A 13,070-nucleotide genomic window follows, 5' to 3' on the forward strand; every position below is an offset into this window, starting at 1 on the left:
TTATGGTGAATAACAAGAAGAGAGGTAGGTATAGTAAGATAATGAAATGGAATCATTTGTTAACTATTTCGTATAGCATAACTGTAATTGCAAACGATTCCATTGCGTGTTGACAAAAAAGTTCGGAATTCATTGACCAAGGCGGCTTTTGTAGGGTATAATTCAGAAAGTTTAAACATTACGAAAACTTGACAGTTTCTAGATGAAGGGGGAGGGAATGGTATGGAAAGAGTGTATAACTTTTCTGCCGGTCCATCAATGCTACCACTTCCTGTATTGGAAAAAGCGCAAAAAGAGCTAGTTTCACTTGGAAGTACTGGTATGTCCGTGATGGAAATGAGCCATCGTTCTGGTGTATACCAAAATATTGTAACAGAAGCGGAGACTCTTTTAAGAGAGTTGATGAATATTCCAGAAAATTATAAGGTGCTGTTTTTGCAAGGTGGCGCTTCTCTACAATTTTCTATGATTCCGCTAAACTTATTCCGTAACAAGAAGGCTGACTATGTAAACACAGGTTCTTGGTCGAAAAAAGCAGCTTCTGAAGCAAAGAAGTATGGAGAGGCGCGCGTTGTAGCATCTTCTGAACAAGATCGTTTTACAACTATTCCAGAGCTGCACCGTTCTATGTTTGATCCTGAGGCGGACTATGTTCATATTACGACGAACAATACGATTGAAGGAACCTGCTATGCAGAAATTCCAGATACAGGCCATGTACCGCTCATTGCGGATATGTCTTCTAATATTTTGTCTGAAGTGTATGATGTTTCCAAGTTTGGTTTGATTTACGCAGGTGCGCAAAAGAATATTGGTCCTGCAGGTGTAACAGTCGTAATCATCCGTGAAGATTTAATTGGTCATGCTCCGGCATTCTGTCCGACAATGCTTGACTATAAAATACATGCTGATAACGAATCAATGTATAACACACCTCCAACGTTTGCAATTTATATGGCGAAGCTTGTATTTGAATGGTTAAAGGATCTTGGCGGTATTCCAGCAATGGAGAAAATCAATCGTGAAAAAGCGAAGCTGTTGTATGACTTTTTAGATGAATCTGAAATGTTCCAATCACCTGTCGCACCAAAATATCGTTCTCTTATGAATATTCCATTTACAAGTCCTTCAGCTGAGCTGGATAAAAAGTTTGTTCAAGAAGCAAAGGCTGCTGGCTTAGAGACGTTGAAGGGCCACCGCTCCGTTGGCGGTATGCGTGCGAGTATCTATAATGCGATGCCTGTAGAAGGAGTACAAAAGCTAGTGGCATTTATGAAGGAATTCGAACGGAACAATCGATAGGGGGATTTGCTCGTGTTTAAGATTCAAACGTTAAACAATATCGCTTCCTGCGGTCTTGATATATTTTCGAATGAACGTTATACAATTGAAAAAGAGTGCGAGTCACCAGATGGCATCCTGCTTCGCAGCTATTATATGCATGACATGGAGTTGCCAGAAAACCTAAAGGCGATTGCGCGCGCGGGAGCGGGCGTTAATAACATTCCAGTAGATACATGTACGGAAAAAGGAATTGTCGTATTTAATACTCCTGGCGCAAATGCAAATGCGGTGAAGGAAATGGTACTAGCAAGTATGCTTTTATCATCCCGTAATTTGTTAGAGGGCGTATCTTGGGCAAAATCATTGCAAGGACAAGGTGATGTTGTACCAAAGCTTGTAGAAGCCGGCAAAAAAGAATACGTAGGTAGAGAAATCAAAGGCAAAAAGCTTGGAATTATCGGTCTTGGTGCAATAGGTGCATTGGTTGCAAATGATGCATTGTCATTAGATATGGAAGTAATCGGCTATGATCCATATGTGTCCGTAGAAACAGCATGGAGATTATCTCGCCAAGTGCAGCGTGCTCTTAGCATTGAGCAAATTTTCTCTACATGTGACTTTATTACAATTCACGTTCCGCTTACAGAGCAAACGAAGGAAAGCATTAATGCACAAGCATTTGGCTTAATGAAAAAAGGTGTTTGCCTTATGAACTTCTCACGCGGTGAGCTTGTGAATGAAGAGGACTTAAGAGTGGCATTAGAAGAAGGAATTCTTGGTTCTTATATAACAGATTTCCCGAACGAGAATGTTCTTGGTATGAAAAATGTTATTCCAATTCCTCACCTTGGCGCATCCACGCTTGAGTCTGAGGAGAACTGTGCAATTATGGCTGCAAGACAAATGCGTGATTATTTAGAAACAGGAAATATCAAAAACTCTGTAAACTATCCGAATGTTGAGCTTCCTTACTTTGGACAAAAGCGTATTACAGTTGCGCATAAAAATGTTCCAAACATGGTTGGACAAATGACGGCTGCTTTGGCTGAGCACGGTATTAATATTGCCGATATGATTAATCGCAGCAAAGGCGGTTATGCTTACACAGTTATTGATATTGATAATAGTTTTGATGCGACAATTAAAGATGATATCGCAACTAGAATTCGCAGCATTGAAGGTGTAGCTGCAGTTCGTATTTTCCAATAAGACTTCCAAGATAAAGTCCGCATATGCGGACTTTATCTTGTTCCTCTGTGTAAAAATAAGCTGATTGAACAGGCGAATTATGAGCCGTTCAGTCAGCTTATTTTTACTTTTTTGCACTGTAAGAAAGTAAAAATTCCCAGCTAGAAGTGAATTCGACGTAGCGGGTAATTTTAGGAATACAGTATAAGTGCAACTACGCCTCTGTCTTCGCCCAAGAGCAGGGCTCGCCAATCAGCGCGAGTTTTCTTTATTTTACAATGCCTGTAAGTATCTTTCTTGGAGGATTGTTGCATGATGGAGCGCATGTCCAGCAATAATGTAAGCAAGTGCACGCGCAGTCACAGGACCGCCATTTGCTGTTCCGCTTCTCGTCCACGCGTCTTCAGGAAGTATACGAATAAGTGAAATAGTCGCATGCCGCACCGCAGAAAAATCATTTAGGAGCTGCTGCATAGAGAGTCGTTCATAAGAAGCGTGCTGTACATATACATTTTCATCAAAGCCAGCCAGATCTGTTGTATCACCACGCCCAATCCGTAAAAGGCGATAGCTCATAATACGTTCGGTATCTGTTATATGACCAAGTACTTCCTTTATGCTCCATTTCCCTTGAGCATAGCGATAGCCGCTTTGTTCTTCTGAAATTGTCCCAAGCAATGTTATGATTTCCTCAGCTTGACGTGTTAGTAGGGAACATAAATCTCCTTCTAAAATAGCATCTACATATTTTTGATAATAAGTTATATATTCTTCTCTTTCTGGCTTTTGGATGATCATCATTCTTTTCTCCTCTCTTTCTGTAAATTTCCACCATTTCTAATCATACTACGCTTTTGTCCATTTGTCGAAATTTTCGCATCTCAAAATAGCTGCTCCCCAACCAAGTGTTGCTTATTAAACGTAATCTTGTAAGCAAACCTGCACGAAAAGTACAAATTGACAGGATAGAAGTGGATATGATATCTTTAAGGTGTTTTTAATGCACTTTACAGGTTGTTGGGTTGTTTCGGAATGAGACAAACAGCATACCATTTCTCGTTTGATTTGAAATTTTCCTATAAGCGATTGAGTTCTTGAGGTACATGTCCTGATGGCATGTACTTTTTCTTTTGAATAAGAACAGCATTATATACAATGCAGCATGGAAAGTGCATTATAATAGAAACTATCTGTATTGATATTCCAACCTACTGTAAACCATACTAAGGAAAAACAAGGAGATGAACTCATGTATCATGTATACTCTCATAACGATCTAGACGGTATCGGATGCGGCATTGTAGCAAAGCTGGCATTTGGAAACGAGATTGAGATTCGCTATAACTCGATTGCGGGCTTGAACGATCGAGTGGGCCGTTTTTTAGACACAGCTCGGTTAGAAGACCAGTTATTTATTACGGATTTATCTGTGAATGAGGAGAATGAAGCAAGAATAAGTGAATTTGTACATAGAGGAGGGAAAGCAAGACTGTTAGATCATCATAAAACAGCCTTGCATTTAAATAAACATGAGTGGTCATCTGTACAGGTGAAGTACGAGGATGACAGATTGGCATGTGCAACTTCATTGTTTTATGAGTTTCTAGTAAATCAAGGCTTTTTGGAGCCATCAACTGCTGCTGCTGAATTTGTGGAACTCGTACGTCAATATGATACTTGGGAATGGGAAAAGCATCAGAATCTAAAGGCAAAAATGCTGAACGATCTTCTTTATTTGCTCTCGATAGAGGAATTCGAAGAAAAGATGGTTGAGCGTCTAAAGGCTGCTGAATCATTTCAGTTTGATGACTTTGAAGAAAAGCTGTTAGAGATGGAACAGGAAAAAATTAAAAGATATGTGCGTAAGAAAAAGCGCGAACTGATACAAACCACGATTAATGATCTTTGTGTTGGGGTTGTACACGCTGAATCGTATCATTCAGAGCTTGGTAATGAGTTAGGAAAGGAATACGAGCATTTGGATTACATTGCGATTGTAAACATGGGAGGGAAGAAAGTAGGATTTCGGACCATTCATGATAGTGTAGATGTTTCGGAAATCGCCGGCCTTTTTGGCGGTGGCGGTCATGTGAAGGCATCTGGCTGTCCTCTTACTGAAGAGGCATTTAGTGTGTATGTGACAAATATATTCCATCTTCCTGCTGTAAAGGAAGATGCACCTAAAAATACACGTAACCTAAAACAGTCTGAGCATGGTTCACTGTATCAAAATCATGAAAAAGAATTGATTTTCATTCATCCTCTAAATGAAAAATGGGGAATTATTCACCAAGAAAATAAATTGGAGAAGGAATTTCCTTCATTTGAAGAAGCAGAACGCTTTATAAAGCGACACTACACTTGTTGGCTAGCGGATGATGAGAAATTCGTGAATTATATTCCGGTAAGCAAATAGTGTAAAGTAAACATAGAAAAGGCATTGTCTCGCCGATTTGAGACGGTATACAGCAGCTAAAACAATACCCCCTGTTTCAGTAGGAAAGGGGGCATTGTTTTTTAGAAATGGATATACTACCTTTTTGCTTATATGCAGCCGTATAGAAACTCATTTCTTTGCGTTCATTTTCACTTTACTTACGTTTTACAGATAAACCATAGGCAAGTGTTTCGTTTGGTGTAGTAAGTCGAAAGGCAGCTACATGATCTAGCTTTACTTTGCTTCCAAGATAGTCCCTTGCAAAGGAATTCGCCAAAATGGTGAGTCCGTTTTTTTCAAAAATAACATCATCATGTTGTCGCTCATCTAGAGTTAGGTCGATATCGACGACAGCGCTGCATGTACCTACCGGCTGAATATCAATACGCAGGCAAAGCGGCACTATATTAAGCTTTTTAAGTTGTTCCTCTGCGCTTTCAGTAATAATAAATTCCATAAAAAGTCCCCCTTTTTTGATTTGCTCACATTTTGACCACATTGAGATTATTCACAGTGCGAAATATGATTGTAGCTTGGCTTTTTCATTGTACACGTTTAAATAGCAAATCTTCAAACTTTTGTGCAGCTTCATCCTGCAATGCGGGACCACATGGCTATATGTGTTTTAACATAACATTTGATACAGGAAGTCAAAGCTTTAGATTTTTTGCGATCGGACTAGTCTCAAGTGACTTACGAATACTTATAGAGTAAATGTTTGGTTTTCATCAGATTTATTAGCATTTCCTACATTTGTTTTACTAACACCATTAAATGTGTTTACAGAATATCCAGTATTTGATGATCCAGCTCCATGATAGCCCTTTTCAGTTGATATTGGTGTTACCTCATAAGTATCTCCTATGTTAAAAGCACCAGTGACGTCAATGTTGCTTATTACAATTCCTTTAACAATTGAAGGCATTGTTTCGCCTACTTTCCCAATATTTTTATTCCACTAACAAAAGGTAAGGAACCTTTATATATTGAAAGTTACAATCTTAATGTATAAACTCTGTGAAGTTTGGTAATACCTTTTTCAGTATATGATAAATGTTTTAGGAGTGGTGTTTTGTTCTTTTATTAATATGTTTTACATTCTTTGCTTTCTAAGTTATTCATTTGTATATCGCATACATGTCAAGTTTGACATAATCCCACATTACCGTCCAATTCACAATGTGCTTCTCTCTCTTCATTCTGGATAAAGAAAGCGCGGGTATGGATGTGTAAGGAAGATACAACAAATGACGCGCTGGAAATGGGAGGCGACGATGAAGAGAAAGGAGTAATCTTTTCGAGCGGATGAATGCGGAGACTATATTCTGTGTACCTCATACTGGCGGAAAAGACTCGCAGGCTATGGACATTTGATAATGGACGGTTAATAAATAGAATTCAGGGCAAGTTAAATATGCCTTGGATTATCAGTGTATTTGCAACTAGTTATGTTAGTCATTACTTTCACAAGGATGTGAAATATGTTGGTCGTAAGATAAGTTTGTTGCTACAAGTGAAAAATAGAATTACAGCACGATTCATTGGAGGAATTGAAGTTGATAGAAGGGTTGTTCGTAGACTTAGTTAAAATCATTTTTATTAATATCATTCTAAGCGGTGACAATGCAGTTGTGATTGCATTAGCTTGTCGAAATCTTCCTGAAAATAAGAAGAAAAAAGCAGTTTTTTGGGGGGGGGTTGGTGCTATTGCTTTACGGATAGTCCTTACTTTTGTGACGGTTTGGTTATTGCAGATCCCTTACTTTCAAATCGTAGGAGGAATTTTATTACTGTGGATCGCGGTTAAGCTAATAGATGGTGAAGACGAGGGAGAAGATCTTGAAGGTAGCAGCAGTATGGTTCAGGCGATTAGAACCATCATTATGGCGGATTTAGTAATGAGTCTTGATAATGTCATAGCGATTGCAGGAGTAGCAGAAGGAAACCTTTTGCTTATTATAATCGGATTAGCTGTTAGTATCCCGTTAATCATTTGGTGTAGTCAACTATTAATGAATTTAATGAATCGTTTTCCCATCCTTATTGTATTAGGTGCAGCTCTACTTGGATATACGGCCGGAGAAATGATGTTAAACGATAAAGTGATTGCCCGTTTTGTGGAGAGCAAATTTCCTTTAGGACATATTATTATTCCAGTTACATTAGCAATTTTGGTTATTATAACTGGCAAGTTAAAAAATAAAGAGCTGAAAAAAACGGACAAGGCTTCGTTGGAGAGGGGCTAATGCCCTTCTCTGCAACATATGACTGATTTTCAAAAAAAATCTGTGTGAGGGGATTTGAGTTATTTTTTATTGCTGTTGTTTATAAAATCCAATTAATTCCTGAATGGAATGGATTATTTCGCCAAATTGAAATGTAAATAATGACAATGCTGATAAAGAAAAGAAAATAACAGGGACTAGACGAAACCAATGCATTGTATTCCCTCCGTTTCAAAATAATTTAACAAGAATAATATAAAAGTATTTAATAAAGATAATAATGCCAATCATAAATTTTATCAAGTGTAAATTTTTATTAGATTAATAATTAATAAGGTTAATCTTGTTGAGGAAGTGCCGGCGGTAAAATATTTATTCAAGTTTAGTCACATAAAAAATATTTTGTTATTTCTATAATAATACAAGACTTGGTTAACATAGTGTTTTATAACGGACTAAAATATATAATGGTGATTGCTATAATACTTACAATTTTCTACTCTAATTTCTAATAATCTTTATGATTTAATTTCTTATTCCTTAATGTATAAATAACCTTCTGTGAAGGGATTGTTTGGTTTGAATAGAAATAAAAATATGCCTATCATCATTTTCTTGTGTATCTTCTTGTCAATAGTTCTTGTTGTGAATGCTATCCTCCATATTAAGATATATATTGTGTATAGCTCAGGTATCGGTTCTTTATTATTGATAGGAGTAATAGTTCTAACTATTATTATTCTTTATCTCAAGGGTTATAAGTAACGAAAATTTTATCAGGGTGCTCTTTGTAACTGTATACTTTGTCTAGACCGTATCCTTGTTTAATCGGTTCTTTTATTGGTTTTACCTATACATTTTAACTTAACTTCATTATAATAATACGAAGTGTTCATATAGTGAATGCTTTTTTCTTTTGGAGAAAACGAAAAAAATATTAAGATAAATATATAGAATGTGTAAAGTTCCGTGTTAATTGCTATTTTTTTAGAACCAGTTATAAAAATTTTGTAATATTTTTCTCTGTACTAAAACTCGACAAAAAATTATAATTATTAAGGGCAAACCTTGTGAAAACTTGGGACGCAAAGCTTTAGGGGCTAAAATAGTGAATGCTATCAAGCTAGCCAGCTGCCGTTCACGGGAAAGAAAAATTAGAGGAGTGAATGTATATGCAAATTGAAAGATTTAATGATGGGGCAGAAGTCTTAAAAGTATTAGCCCACCCTACGCGAATCGCGCTTGTGAATTTTATGATTGAAAAAGGTCCGGTAAATGTAACTACCCTTTATGAGGCGTTCGGAATGCCGCAAAGCACCATTAGCCAGCATTTATCAAGATTAAAATCTGTTAAGATTGTTTCGGGAACACGTAGGGGTTTGGAGATTTATTATGAGGTAAAGGACAAACGGGTAGAAAATATCCTTAATGCGGTAGTTAGTGCTTAAGGGTTATTACCAAACCGAATTATTTTGAAGCATCTGGTGGAAATCAGGTGCTTTTTTGCATTGTAAGAAAGTATAAGATTAGAGGTTGAATAAAAAAGTTATTAGGAAAACTTCATACTTTTTTCATAAATTTCGAATATTATTGCATTATAGTCGATAAATAAAGTTAGGAGAGTAGTAGAATGAACATTGAAAAGTTTAATGACAGTGCGGAAATTTTAAAGGTATTAGCCCATCCTGCACGAATTGCGCTTGTGAAATTTATGATTGAAAAAGGACCAACAAATGTAACCTCTCTTTACGAAGAGCTTGAAGCGCCACAAAGTACAGTTAGCCAACATCTATCAAAATTAAAGACTGCCAAGATTATTTCAGGAACGCGCAAAGGTTTAGAGATTTATTATGAGATAAAGGACGAGAGAGTAAAACCTATCCTGAATGCAATGATCAACGCTTAAGTACGATTTGGGTCATGGGTCCTGCACGACTGAGCACACGAAGTAGCTGAATGAAGCAAAAGCTTTATCCACTTTTATGTATGCCGCTTGCCAATGGGTGAGCGGTTTTTATTTTGAATAAATCTATATATTGCTAATTAGACATAAAAAGCGTACACTTACAAGGGAGTTATTTACATTTATTCCAATGCACAATTTAACATAAATATATTCTCTAAAGAATTATTAAGAATGAAAAGCTATATAAGGAGATTTCAGTATATGTATGCTAAGGCTAAATATGTAGTAGTTAGACAGCAGAATATCCAACAGACAATGTGTTTTGCAAGCGTAGGAAAGCGATTCTCTGCAATCGTCATAGATGTGTTTTGTGTAACAGCAGTATTAGTCACTATATCCTTTTTTCTTACGGCAAATCACTCTGATACATTTTATAAAGGCTGGAAATCCCTATGGATTGATGGGATTTATTTCGCATTAATACCTTTAATTTTAAAAGGTGGCACAATTGGTAGGCTTGTATTAGGGTTAAAATTGATTAAGATAGACGGAAAACAGCTGAATTTTCGTACAATGCTAGTTCGAGAATTTATTGGAAAAGTAGGATTAGGTATGCTTACATTAGGAACTACATATGTGATCAGTATTTTTATGGTGATATTTCGAAAAGATAGACGCGCTATCCATGACTTTGTTGCCAAAACTGCTGTTGTCTATAAGAGAATAGATGAAAACTTAATAAGAGGCGAAAAGTTAAAAAGGTATTCATAAAATTGAACTGAGGTTAGTGTCATAGGAGGATTTAACATGAATTACATTCAAGAATTAAGATCTGCTGTAGGAACTCGTCCATTAATATTAACTGCTGCAGGTGTGATCTTACTCGATACTGAAGGCAGAATTCTGTTGCAGCATAGAACAGATACAAACGACTGGGGGTTACCGGGTGGTTTTATGGAAATTGGTGAAACGATTGAGGATACAGCGAGAAGAGAGATTTTTGAAGAAACAGGGTTAACGGTGGGGGAATTAAAGCTTTTTCATATTTTTTCAGGGGACCAAATGTATTATGAATACCCTAATGGTGATCAAGTATATAATGTTATTATTTGTTACTATTCTTCTGATATCGCTGGAGAGATTAGACTTGATGAAGAGAGTAAAGAACTTAGATATTTTGATATTCAATCCTTCCCAGAAAACATAATGAAAACAAGTAAAGTAATGTTGGATAAATATGTAAGTGGGAAAACCGAATAGTGAAGCGGATGTTCTGTAGTGAAAGGAGCGGGCAGGGTTAACAGGGAGGGTAAGCGATGGGGACTCAAGAGAAACGAATTAAAATTATATCGTTGGTTTGGTTAATTATTACCCAGATTGTGGCGGTATTATCAACACTGTTTTGGTTTATGGGTTGGGCCATGGCATTTGCTGAGGATGCATTTGCATCAGTAGCAACTATCTTTGTAACAAGTTACCCGCTATTTGTTATTGTTTCAATTATTATGGGATGGATCACCTTCATGAAGAAGAAATATTTACAATTGGTTTTGTGGAGTGTATTGCCGGTTATATGGTGGTTAATATTTTTCACACTAGGCAAGATCTAATAAATAGGCTTTTATGTTTAAATCTGGGCTCGGATAAGATGGGGGTGTTGTTTTAAGAAAAGTGTGGGTTTAAAAGATTTGTAAAAGGTCTATACAAAGAAAGCGTTTTCATTTATAATTAATGTACAAAGTTGAATTTGTGAAAGTAAGTGATATTTAGGTTTTTCACCAAATTTTCATGTAAGAAAGGTAATCTATAGACAGTTACGATGAGAATAGTGCTAGGAAAGGAAGGCGAAGTCAAATGATTATACTTGAGCAAATGCAAAATGGACAGGGAGTTATCAACGCCCAATCAACAGTCTATCAAACTCCTCTAGAACAGGAAGGAAGTGTGTTTAAAGGAGTTCTGTGGGGATCGTTATTGAGCGTACCTCTTTGGGGTATAATCATTGCTGGCTTTCATTTCTTCTCTTAAGAAATGTGAATTTTTTTAACGTAAAATTATTATAGACATTTAACCATTTACCAGAGGGAGCTAGCTGCATAGCTCTCTTTTTATTTATTCTAGACCGCTTTTTGTTGTTTAAATTACCAAAATAGGGAAAATGTGTTATAATGAAGTTACCCCTAATATGTTATGGTGCGCTTTGGCTATTTGCCGAGGCGTTTTCTTTATACACAAAAAATCACTCAACAGTACTGCTGAGTGGCAAAAAGGAGAAGTCATAACGTGTTCCCATAATTCTTCAGCAGCTTCCCATTTATCTTTTGTAGAAGCTGCAAATGATTCACTATGATCAACATCAACGCACCTATAGTTGCTCCATTTATGCTCACGATAGATATGGCCAATCTTTCCTTCCCGACAATAGACATTGTACATATCGGCCGCTGTTTGGGAGACAAGTTCGAATTTCGCTCTTAATGCTCTTTGTGCCAACAATTTAGCAGCTTGATTCAAATTCGACACACCTCACTTTTAGATATCATCATACCTATTTATCAGTTTTATCAGAATATTGATAAATTAAACATCTCTCTTTAACATGGTACTACTCTTAAAAACAGGGGAAAAACGTACTAGGCTATTGTGAGAACATAAAATGTATAGTTATTCCTTAATGTGTCGTTACTAAAGCCTGACAAGATTTGTTTAAGTGGGGAACGAGTTGAATCGAATCAAAACATCATTGTTAGTAATTTACGGGCCGCTCTTAGCCGTCCTTTTTATTTGCAATTGGTTTTATTTCCTCTAAACCTGACTATCTTAATAATAAGTCAAAAAAGAGAGGTCGATATTATGGAGAGAGAAGGGAATTTTGCGAGAGGATGCCTTTGGGGATTGGTAATCTCTATTCCATTATGGATTGCACTTATCTGGTTGGTTAAGAGCGTTATTGAATAGCTTTATAACTGGAAGAGTCCTATTTCCGGTCTTTTTTCTTTTGCCTTGAAATCGAAAGGCGGTGAGAAGAATGTGTGAACAGATCAGAACCGACTGCCTTTTTATGGTCATATCTTAACTTGGATGATATAAGCTTGTTATTTCACACTGCAAAAGGGTGTAAATTTCCATCTGGAAGTGAATGCGACGTAGCCGGAAATTTTAGGAATACAGTATAAGTAGGGCTACGCCTCTGTCTTCGCCCGAGAGCAGGGCTTGCCATTCGGCGAGTTTTCTTTACAGGATAAGAAAGGATAGCTTTTCGGGGTGATGTCTAGCTCCCAAGGCCCAACAGGCAGACTCCAGGCTGAATCTCCGCAAAAGGCAAAAAGCGCCTTTTACTCCGGCCCACCCCTACGTTGCCATAAAAGGCGGGCCTTGTCCGCTTTTCTTAATTAGAAAACGTAAAGTTTGTAAAAAGTATATACAAAGAAAGCGTTTTCATTTATAATGAGTATACAAAGTTAAAGATAGCTAAATCTTAATTTAATAGCAGTTAGAATGATGGAGAGAACATGGTGAAGCTCTGTTTCATAGTTATTTAAGGATGCTTTTGGAATCGATTCATATTTAGATTTTTCACCAAGTTTTCATTTAATAAAGGTAATCTGTAAACTGTTATGATGAGAATAGTGATGGAAAGGAAGGCGAAGCCAAATGATTATACTTGAGCAAAGTCAAAATGGACAAGGAGTTATCAATATTCAATCAACAATCTATCAAACTCCTCTGGAACAGGAAGGAAATATGTTTAAAGGGCTTCTATGGGGATCCCTGTTGAGCGTACCTCTTTGGGGTATAATTATTACTGGCTTTCATTTCTTCGCTTGAGAAATGTGAATTTTTTTAAAACGTAAAATTGTTATAGAAATTTAAACATTTACCATAAGGGAGCTGCATAGCTCTCTTTTTTCACTGTAAGAAGTATAAACTTCCAGACAGGAGTCAATTCGACGTAGTCGGAAATTTTAGGAATACAGTATAAAATTCACGGAACAACTGCTAAAACAACTCCTAACCACCACTGCCAAGT

15 protein-coding genes and 1 riboswitch are annotated in these 13,070 nt (G+C 36.8%); of the genes, 10 read left to right on the forward strand and 5 right to left on the reverse strand.

Translation table 11 applies throughout. The features are described from left to right. Window positions 1-222 precede the first annotated feature (222 nt). Both serC and EP737_RS01575 read left to right on the forward strand, forming a co-directional pair. Window positions 223-1,302, forward strand: a complete 1,080-nt coding sequence (gene serC, locus EP737_RS01570; protein WP_129726175.1) for a 3-phosphoserine/phosphohydroxythreonine transaminase — start codon at window positions 223-225, stop codon at window positions 1,300-1,302. 12 nt (window positions 1,303-1,314) lie between these two features. After that, a complete protein-coding gene (locus tag EP737_RS01575; protein WP_129726176.1) occupies window positions 1,315-2,493 on the forward strand; it encodes a phosphoglycerate dehydrogenase in 1,179 nt (392 codons plus the stop codon). A gap of 252 nt (window positions 2,494-2,745) precedes the next feature. Here the strand turns inward: EP737_RS01575 and EP737_RS01580 are convergent, their stop codons facing one another. Further along, on the reverse strand, window positions 2,746-3,270 hold the full coding sequence (locus EP737_RS01580) for a DinB family protein (protein WP_342772871.1): 525 nt from the start codon (window positions 3,268-3,270) through the stop codon (window positions 2,746-2,748). Window positions 3,271-3,721: 451 nt separating this feature from the next. Between EP737_RS01580 and EP737_RS01585 the strand changes: the two genes are divergently transcribed. Further along, a complete protein-coding gene (locus tag EP737_RS01585) occupies window positions 3,722-4,888 on the forward strand; it encodes a DHH family phosphoesterase (RefSeq protein WP_129726177.1) in 1,167 nt (388 codons plus the stop codon). A 175-nt stretch (window positions 4,889-5,063) separates the two neighbouring features. On the opposite strand, the gene EP737_RS01590 is transcribed toward EP737_RS01585, so the two are convergent. Then, window positions 5,064-5,366 carry an iron-sulfur cluster biosynthesis family protein gene (locus tag EP737_RS01590; RefSeq protein WP_165350656.1) on the reverse strand — a complete coding sequence of 101 codons (303 nt, stop codon included), beginning with the start codon at window positions 5,364-5,366 and terminating at the stop codon, window positions 5,064-5,066. Between the two features lie 246 nt (window positions 5,367-5,612). Further along, window positions 5,613-5,834, reverse strand: coding sequence for a spore germination protein (locus EP737_RS01595; RefSeq protein ID WP_129726179.1), 222 nt, complete (start codon window positions 5,832-5,834; stop codon window positions 5,613-5,615). A 634-nt stretch (window positions 5,835-6,468) separates the two neighbouring features. Here EP737_RS01595 and EP737_RS01600 point away from each other — a divergent pair. Beyond that, a complete protein-coding gene (locus tag EP737_RS01600; RefSeq protein ID WP_129726666.1) occupies window positions 6,469-7,155 on the forward strand; it encodes a TerC family protein in 687 nt (228 codons plus the stop codon). 66 nt (window positions 7,156-7,221) lie between these two features. Here the strand turns inward: EP737_RS01600 and EP737_RS26475 are convergent, their stop codons facing one another. Then, window positions 7,222-7,350, reverse strand: a complete 129-nt coding sequence (locus tag EP737_RS26475; protein WP_281278866.1) for a hypothetical protein — start codon at window positions 7,348-7,350, stop codon at window positions 7,222-7,224. An 834-nt stretch (window positions 7,351-8,184) separates the two neighbouring features. Next, window positions 8,185-8,273: riboswitch (cyclic di-GMP riboswitch) on the forward strand. A gap of 27 nt (window positions 8,274-8,300) precedes the next feature. On the opposite strand from EP737_RS26475, the gene EP737_RS01605 reads away from it, so the two are divergent. The 6 genes from EP737_RS01605 (at window position 8,301) to EP737_RS25315 (ending at window position 11,068) form a co-directional block, all read left to right on the forward strand. Beyond that, window positions 8,301-8,582, forward strand: coding sequence for an ArsR/SmtB family transcription factor (locus EP737_RS01605; protein WP_129726180.1), 282 nt, complete (start codon window positions 8,301-8,303; stop codon window positions 8,580-8,582). A gap of 182 nt (window positions 8,583-8,764) precedes the next feature. Further along, window positions 8,765-9,040 (forward strand): ArsR/SmtB family transcription factor, encoded by a 276-nt coding sequence (locus EP737_RS01610; RefSeq protein ID WP_129726181.1) that lies wholly within the window; start codon window positions 8,765-8,767, stop codon window positions 9,038-9,040. A 261-nt stretch (window positions 9,041-9,301) separates the two neighbouring features. Then, on the forward strand, window positions 9,302-9,811 hold the full coding sequence (locus EP737_RS01615) for an RDD family protein (protein ID WP_165350657.1): 510 nt from the start codon (window positions 9,302-9,304) through the stop codon (window positions 9,809-9,811). 36 nt (window positions 9,812-9,847) lie between these two features. Next, window positions 9,848-10,300: an NUDIX hydrolase gene (locus tag EP737_RS01620; protein WP_129726183.1), complete on the forward strand. Its 453-nt coding sequence runs from the start codon at window positions 9,848-9,850 to the stop codon at window positions 10,298-10,300. Between the two features lie 56 nt (window positions 10,301-10,356). Beyond that, on the forward strand, window positions 10,357-10,650 hold the full coding sequence (locus tag EP737_RS01625) for a hypothetical protein (RefSeq protein WP_129726184.1): 294 nt from the start codon (window positions 10,357-10,359) through the stop codon (window positions 10,648-10,650). Between the two features lie 244 nt (window positions 10,651-10,894). After that, window positions 10,895-11,068 (forward strand): hypothetical protein, encoded by a 174-nt coding sequence (locus EP737_RS25315; protein WP_165350653.1) that lies wholly within the window; start codon window positions 10,895-10,897, stop codon window positions 11,066-11,068. Window positions 11,069-11,203: 135 nt separating this feature from the next. On the opposite strand, the gene EP737_RS01630 is transcribed toward EP737_RS25315, so the two are convergent. After that, a complete protein-coding gene (locus EP737_RS01630; protein ID WP_129726185.1) occupies window positions 11,204-11,554 on the reverse strand; it encodes a hypothetical protein in 351 nt (116 codons plus the stop codon). Window positions 11,555-13,070 lie beyond the last annotated feature (1,516 nt).

This window comes from Ectobacillus funiculus (assembly GCF_004138295.1).
GTDB lineage: Bacteria > Bacillota > Bacilli > Bacillales > Bacillaceae_G > Ectobacillus > Ectobacillus funiculus.

Bases quoted from the DNA above. Each gene is read 5' to 3' on its own strand.
- serC (WP_129726175.1), top strand. From the start codon at position 223: ATGGAAAGAGTGTATAACTTTTCTGCCGGTCCATCAATGCTACCACTT.
- EP737_RS01580 (WP_342772871.1), bottom strand. From the start codon at position 3,270: ATGATCATCCAAAAGCCAGAAAGAGAAGAATATATAACTTATTATCAA.
- EP737_RS01585 (WP_129726177.1), top strand. From the start codon at position 3,722: ATGTATCATGTATACTCTCATAACGATCTAGACGGTATCGGATGCGGC.
- EP737_RS01590 (WP_165350656.1), bottom strand. From the start codon at position 5,366: ATGGAATTTATTATTACTGAAAGCGCAGAGGAACAACTTAAAAAGCTT.
- EP737_RS01595 (WP_129726179.1), bottom strand. From the start codon at position 5,834: ATGCCTTCAATTGTTAAAGGAATTGTAATAAGCAACATTGACGTCACT.
- EP737_RS26475 (WP_281278866.1), bottom strand. From the start codon at position 7,350: ATGCATTGGTTTCGTCTAGTCCCTGTTATTTTCTTTTCTTTATCAGCA.
- EP737_RS01605 (WP_129726180.1), top strand. From the start codon at position 8,301: ATGTATATGCAAATTGAAAGATTTAATGATGGGGCAGAAGTCTTAAAA.
- EP737_RS01610 (WP_129726181.1), top strand. From the start codon at position 8,765: ATGAACATTGAAAAGTTTAATGACAGTGCGGAAATTTTAAAGGTATTA.
- EP737_RS01615 (WP_165350657.1), top strand. From the start codon at position 9,302: ATGTATGCTAAGGCTAAATATGTAGTAGTTAGACAGCAGAATATCCAA.
- EP737_RS01620 (WP_129726183.1), top strand. From the start codon at position 9,848: ATGAATTACATTCAAGAATTAAGATCTGCTGTAGGAACTCGTCCATTA.
- EP737_RS01625 (WP_129726184.1), top strand. From the start codon at position 10,357: ATGGGGACTCAAGAGAAACGAATTAAAATTATATCGTTGGTTTGGTTA.
- EP737_RS25315 (WP_165350653.1), top strand. From the start codon at position 10,895: ATGATTATACTTGAGCAAATGCAAAATGGACAGGGAGTTATCAACGCC.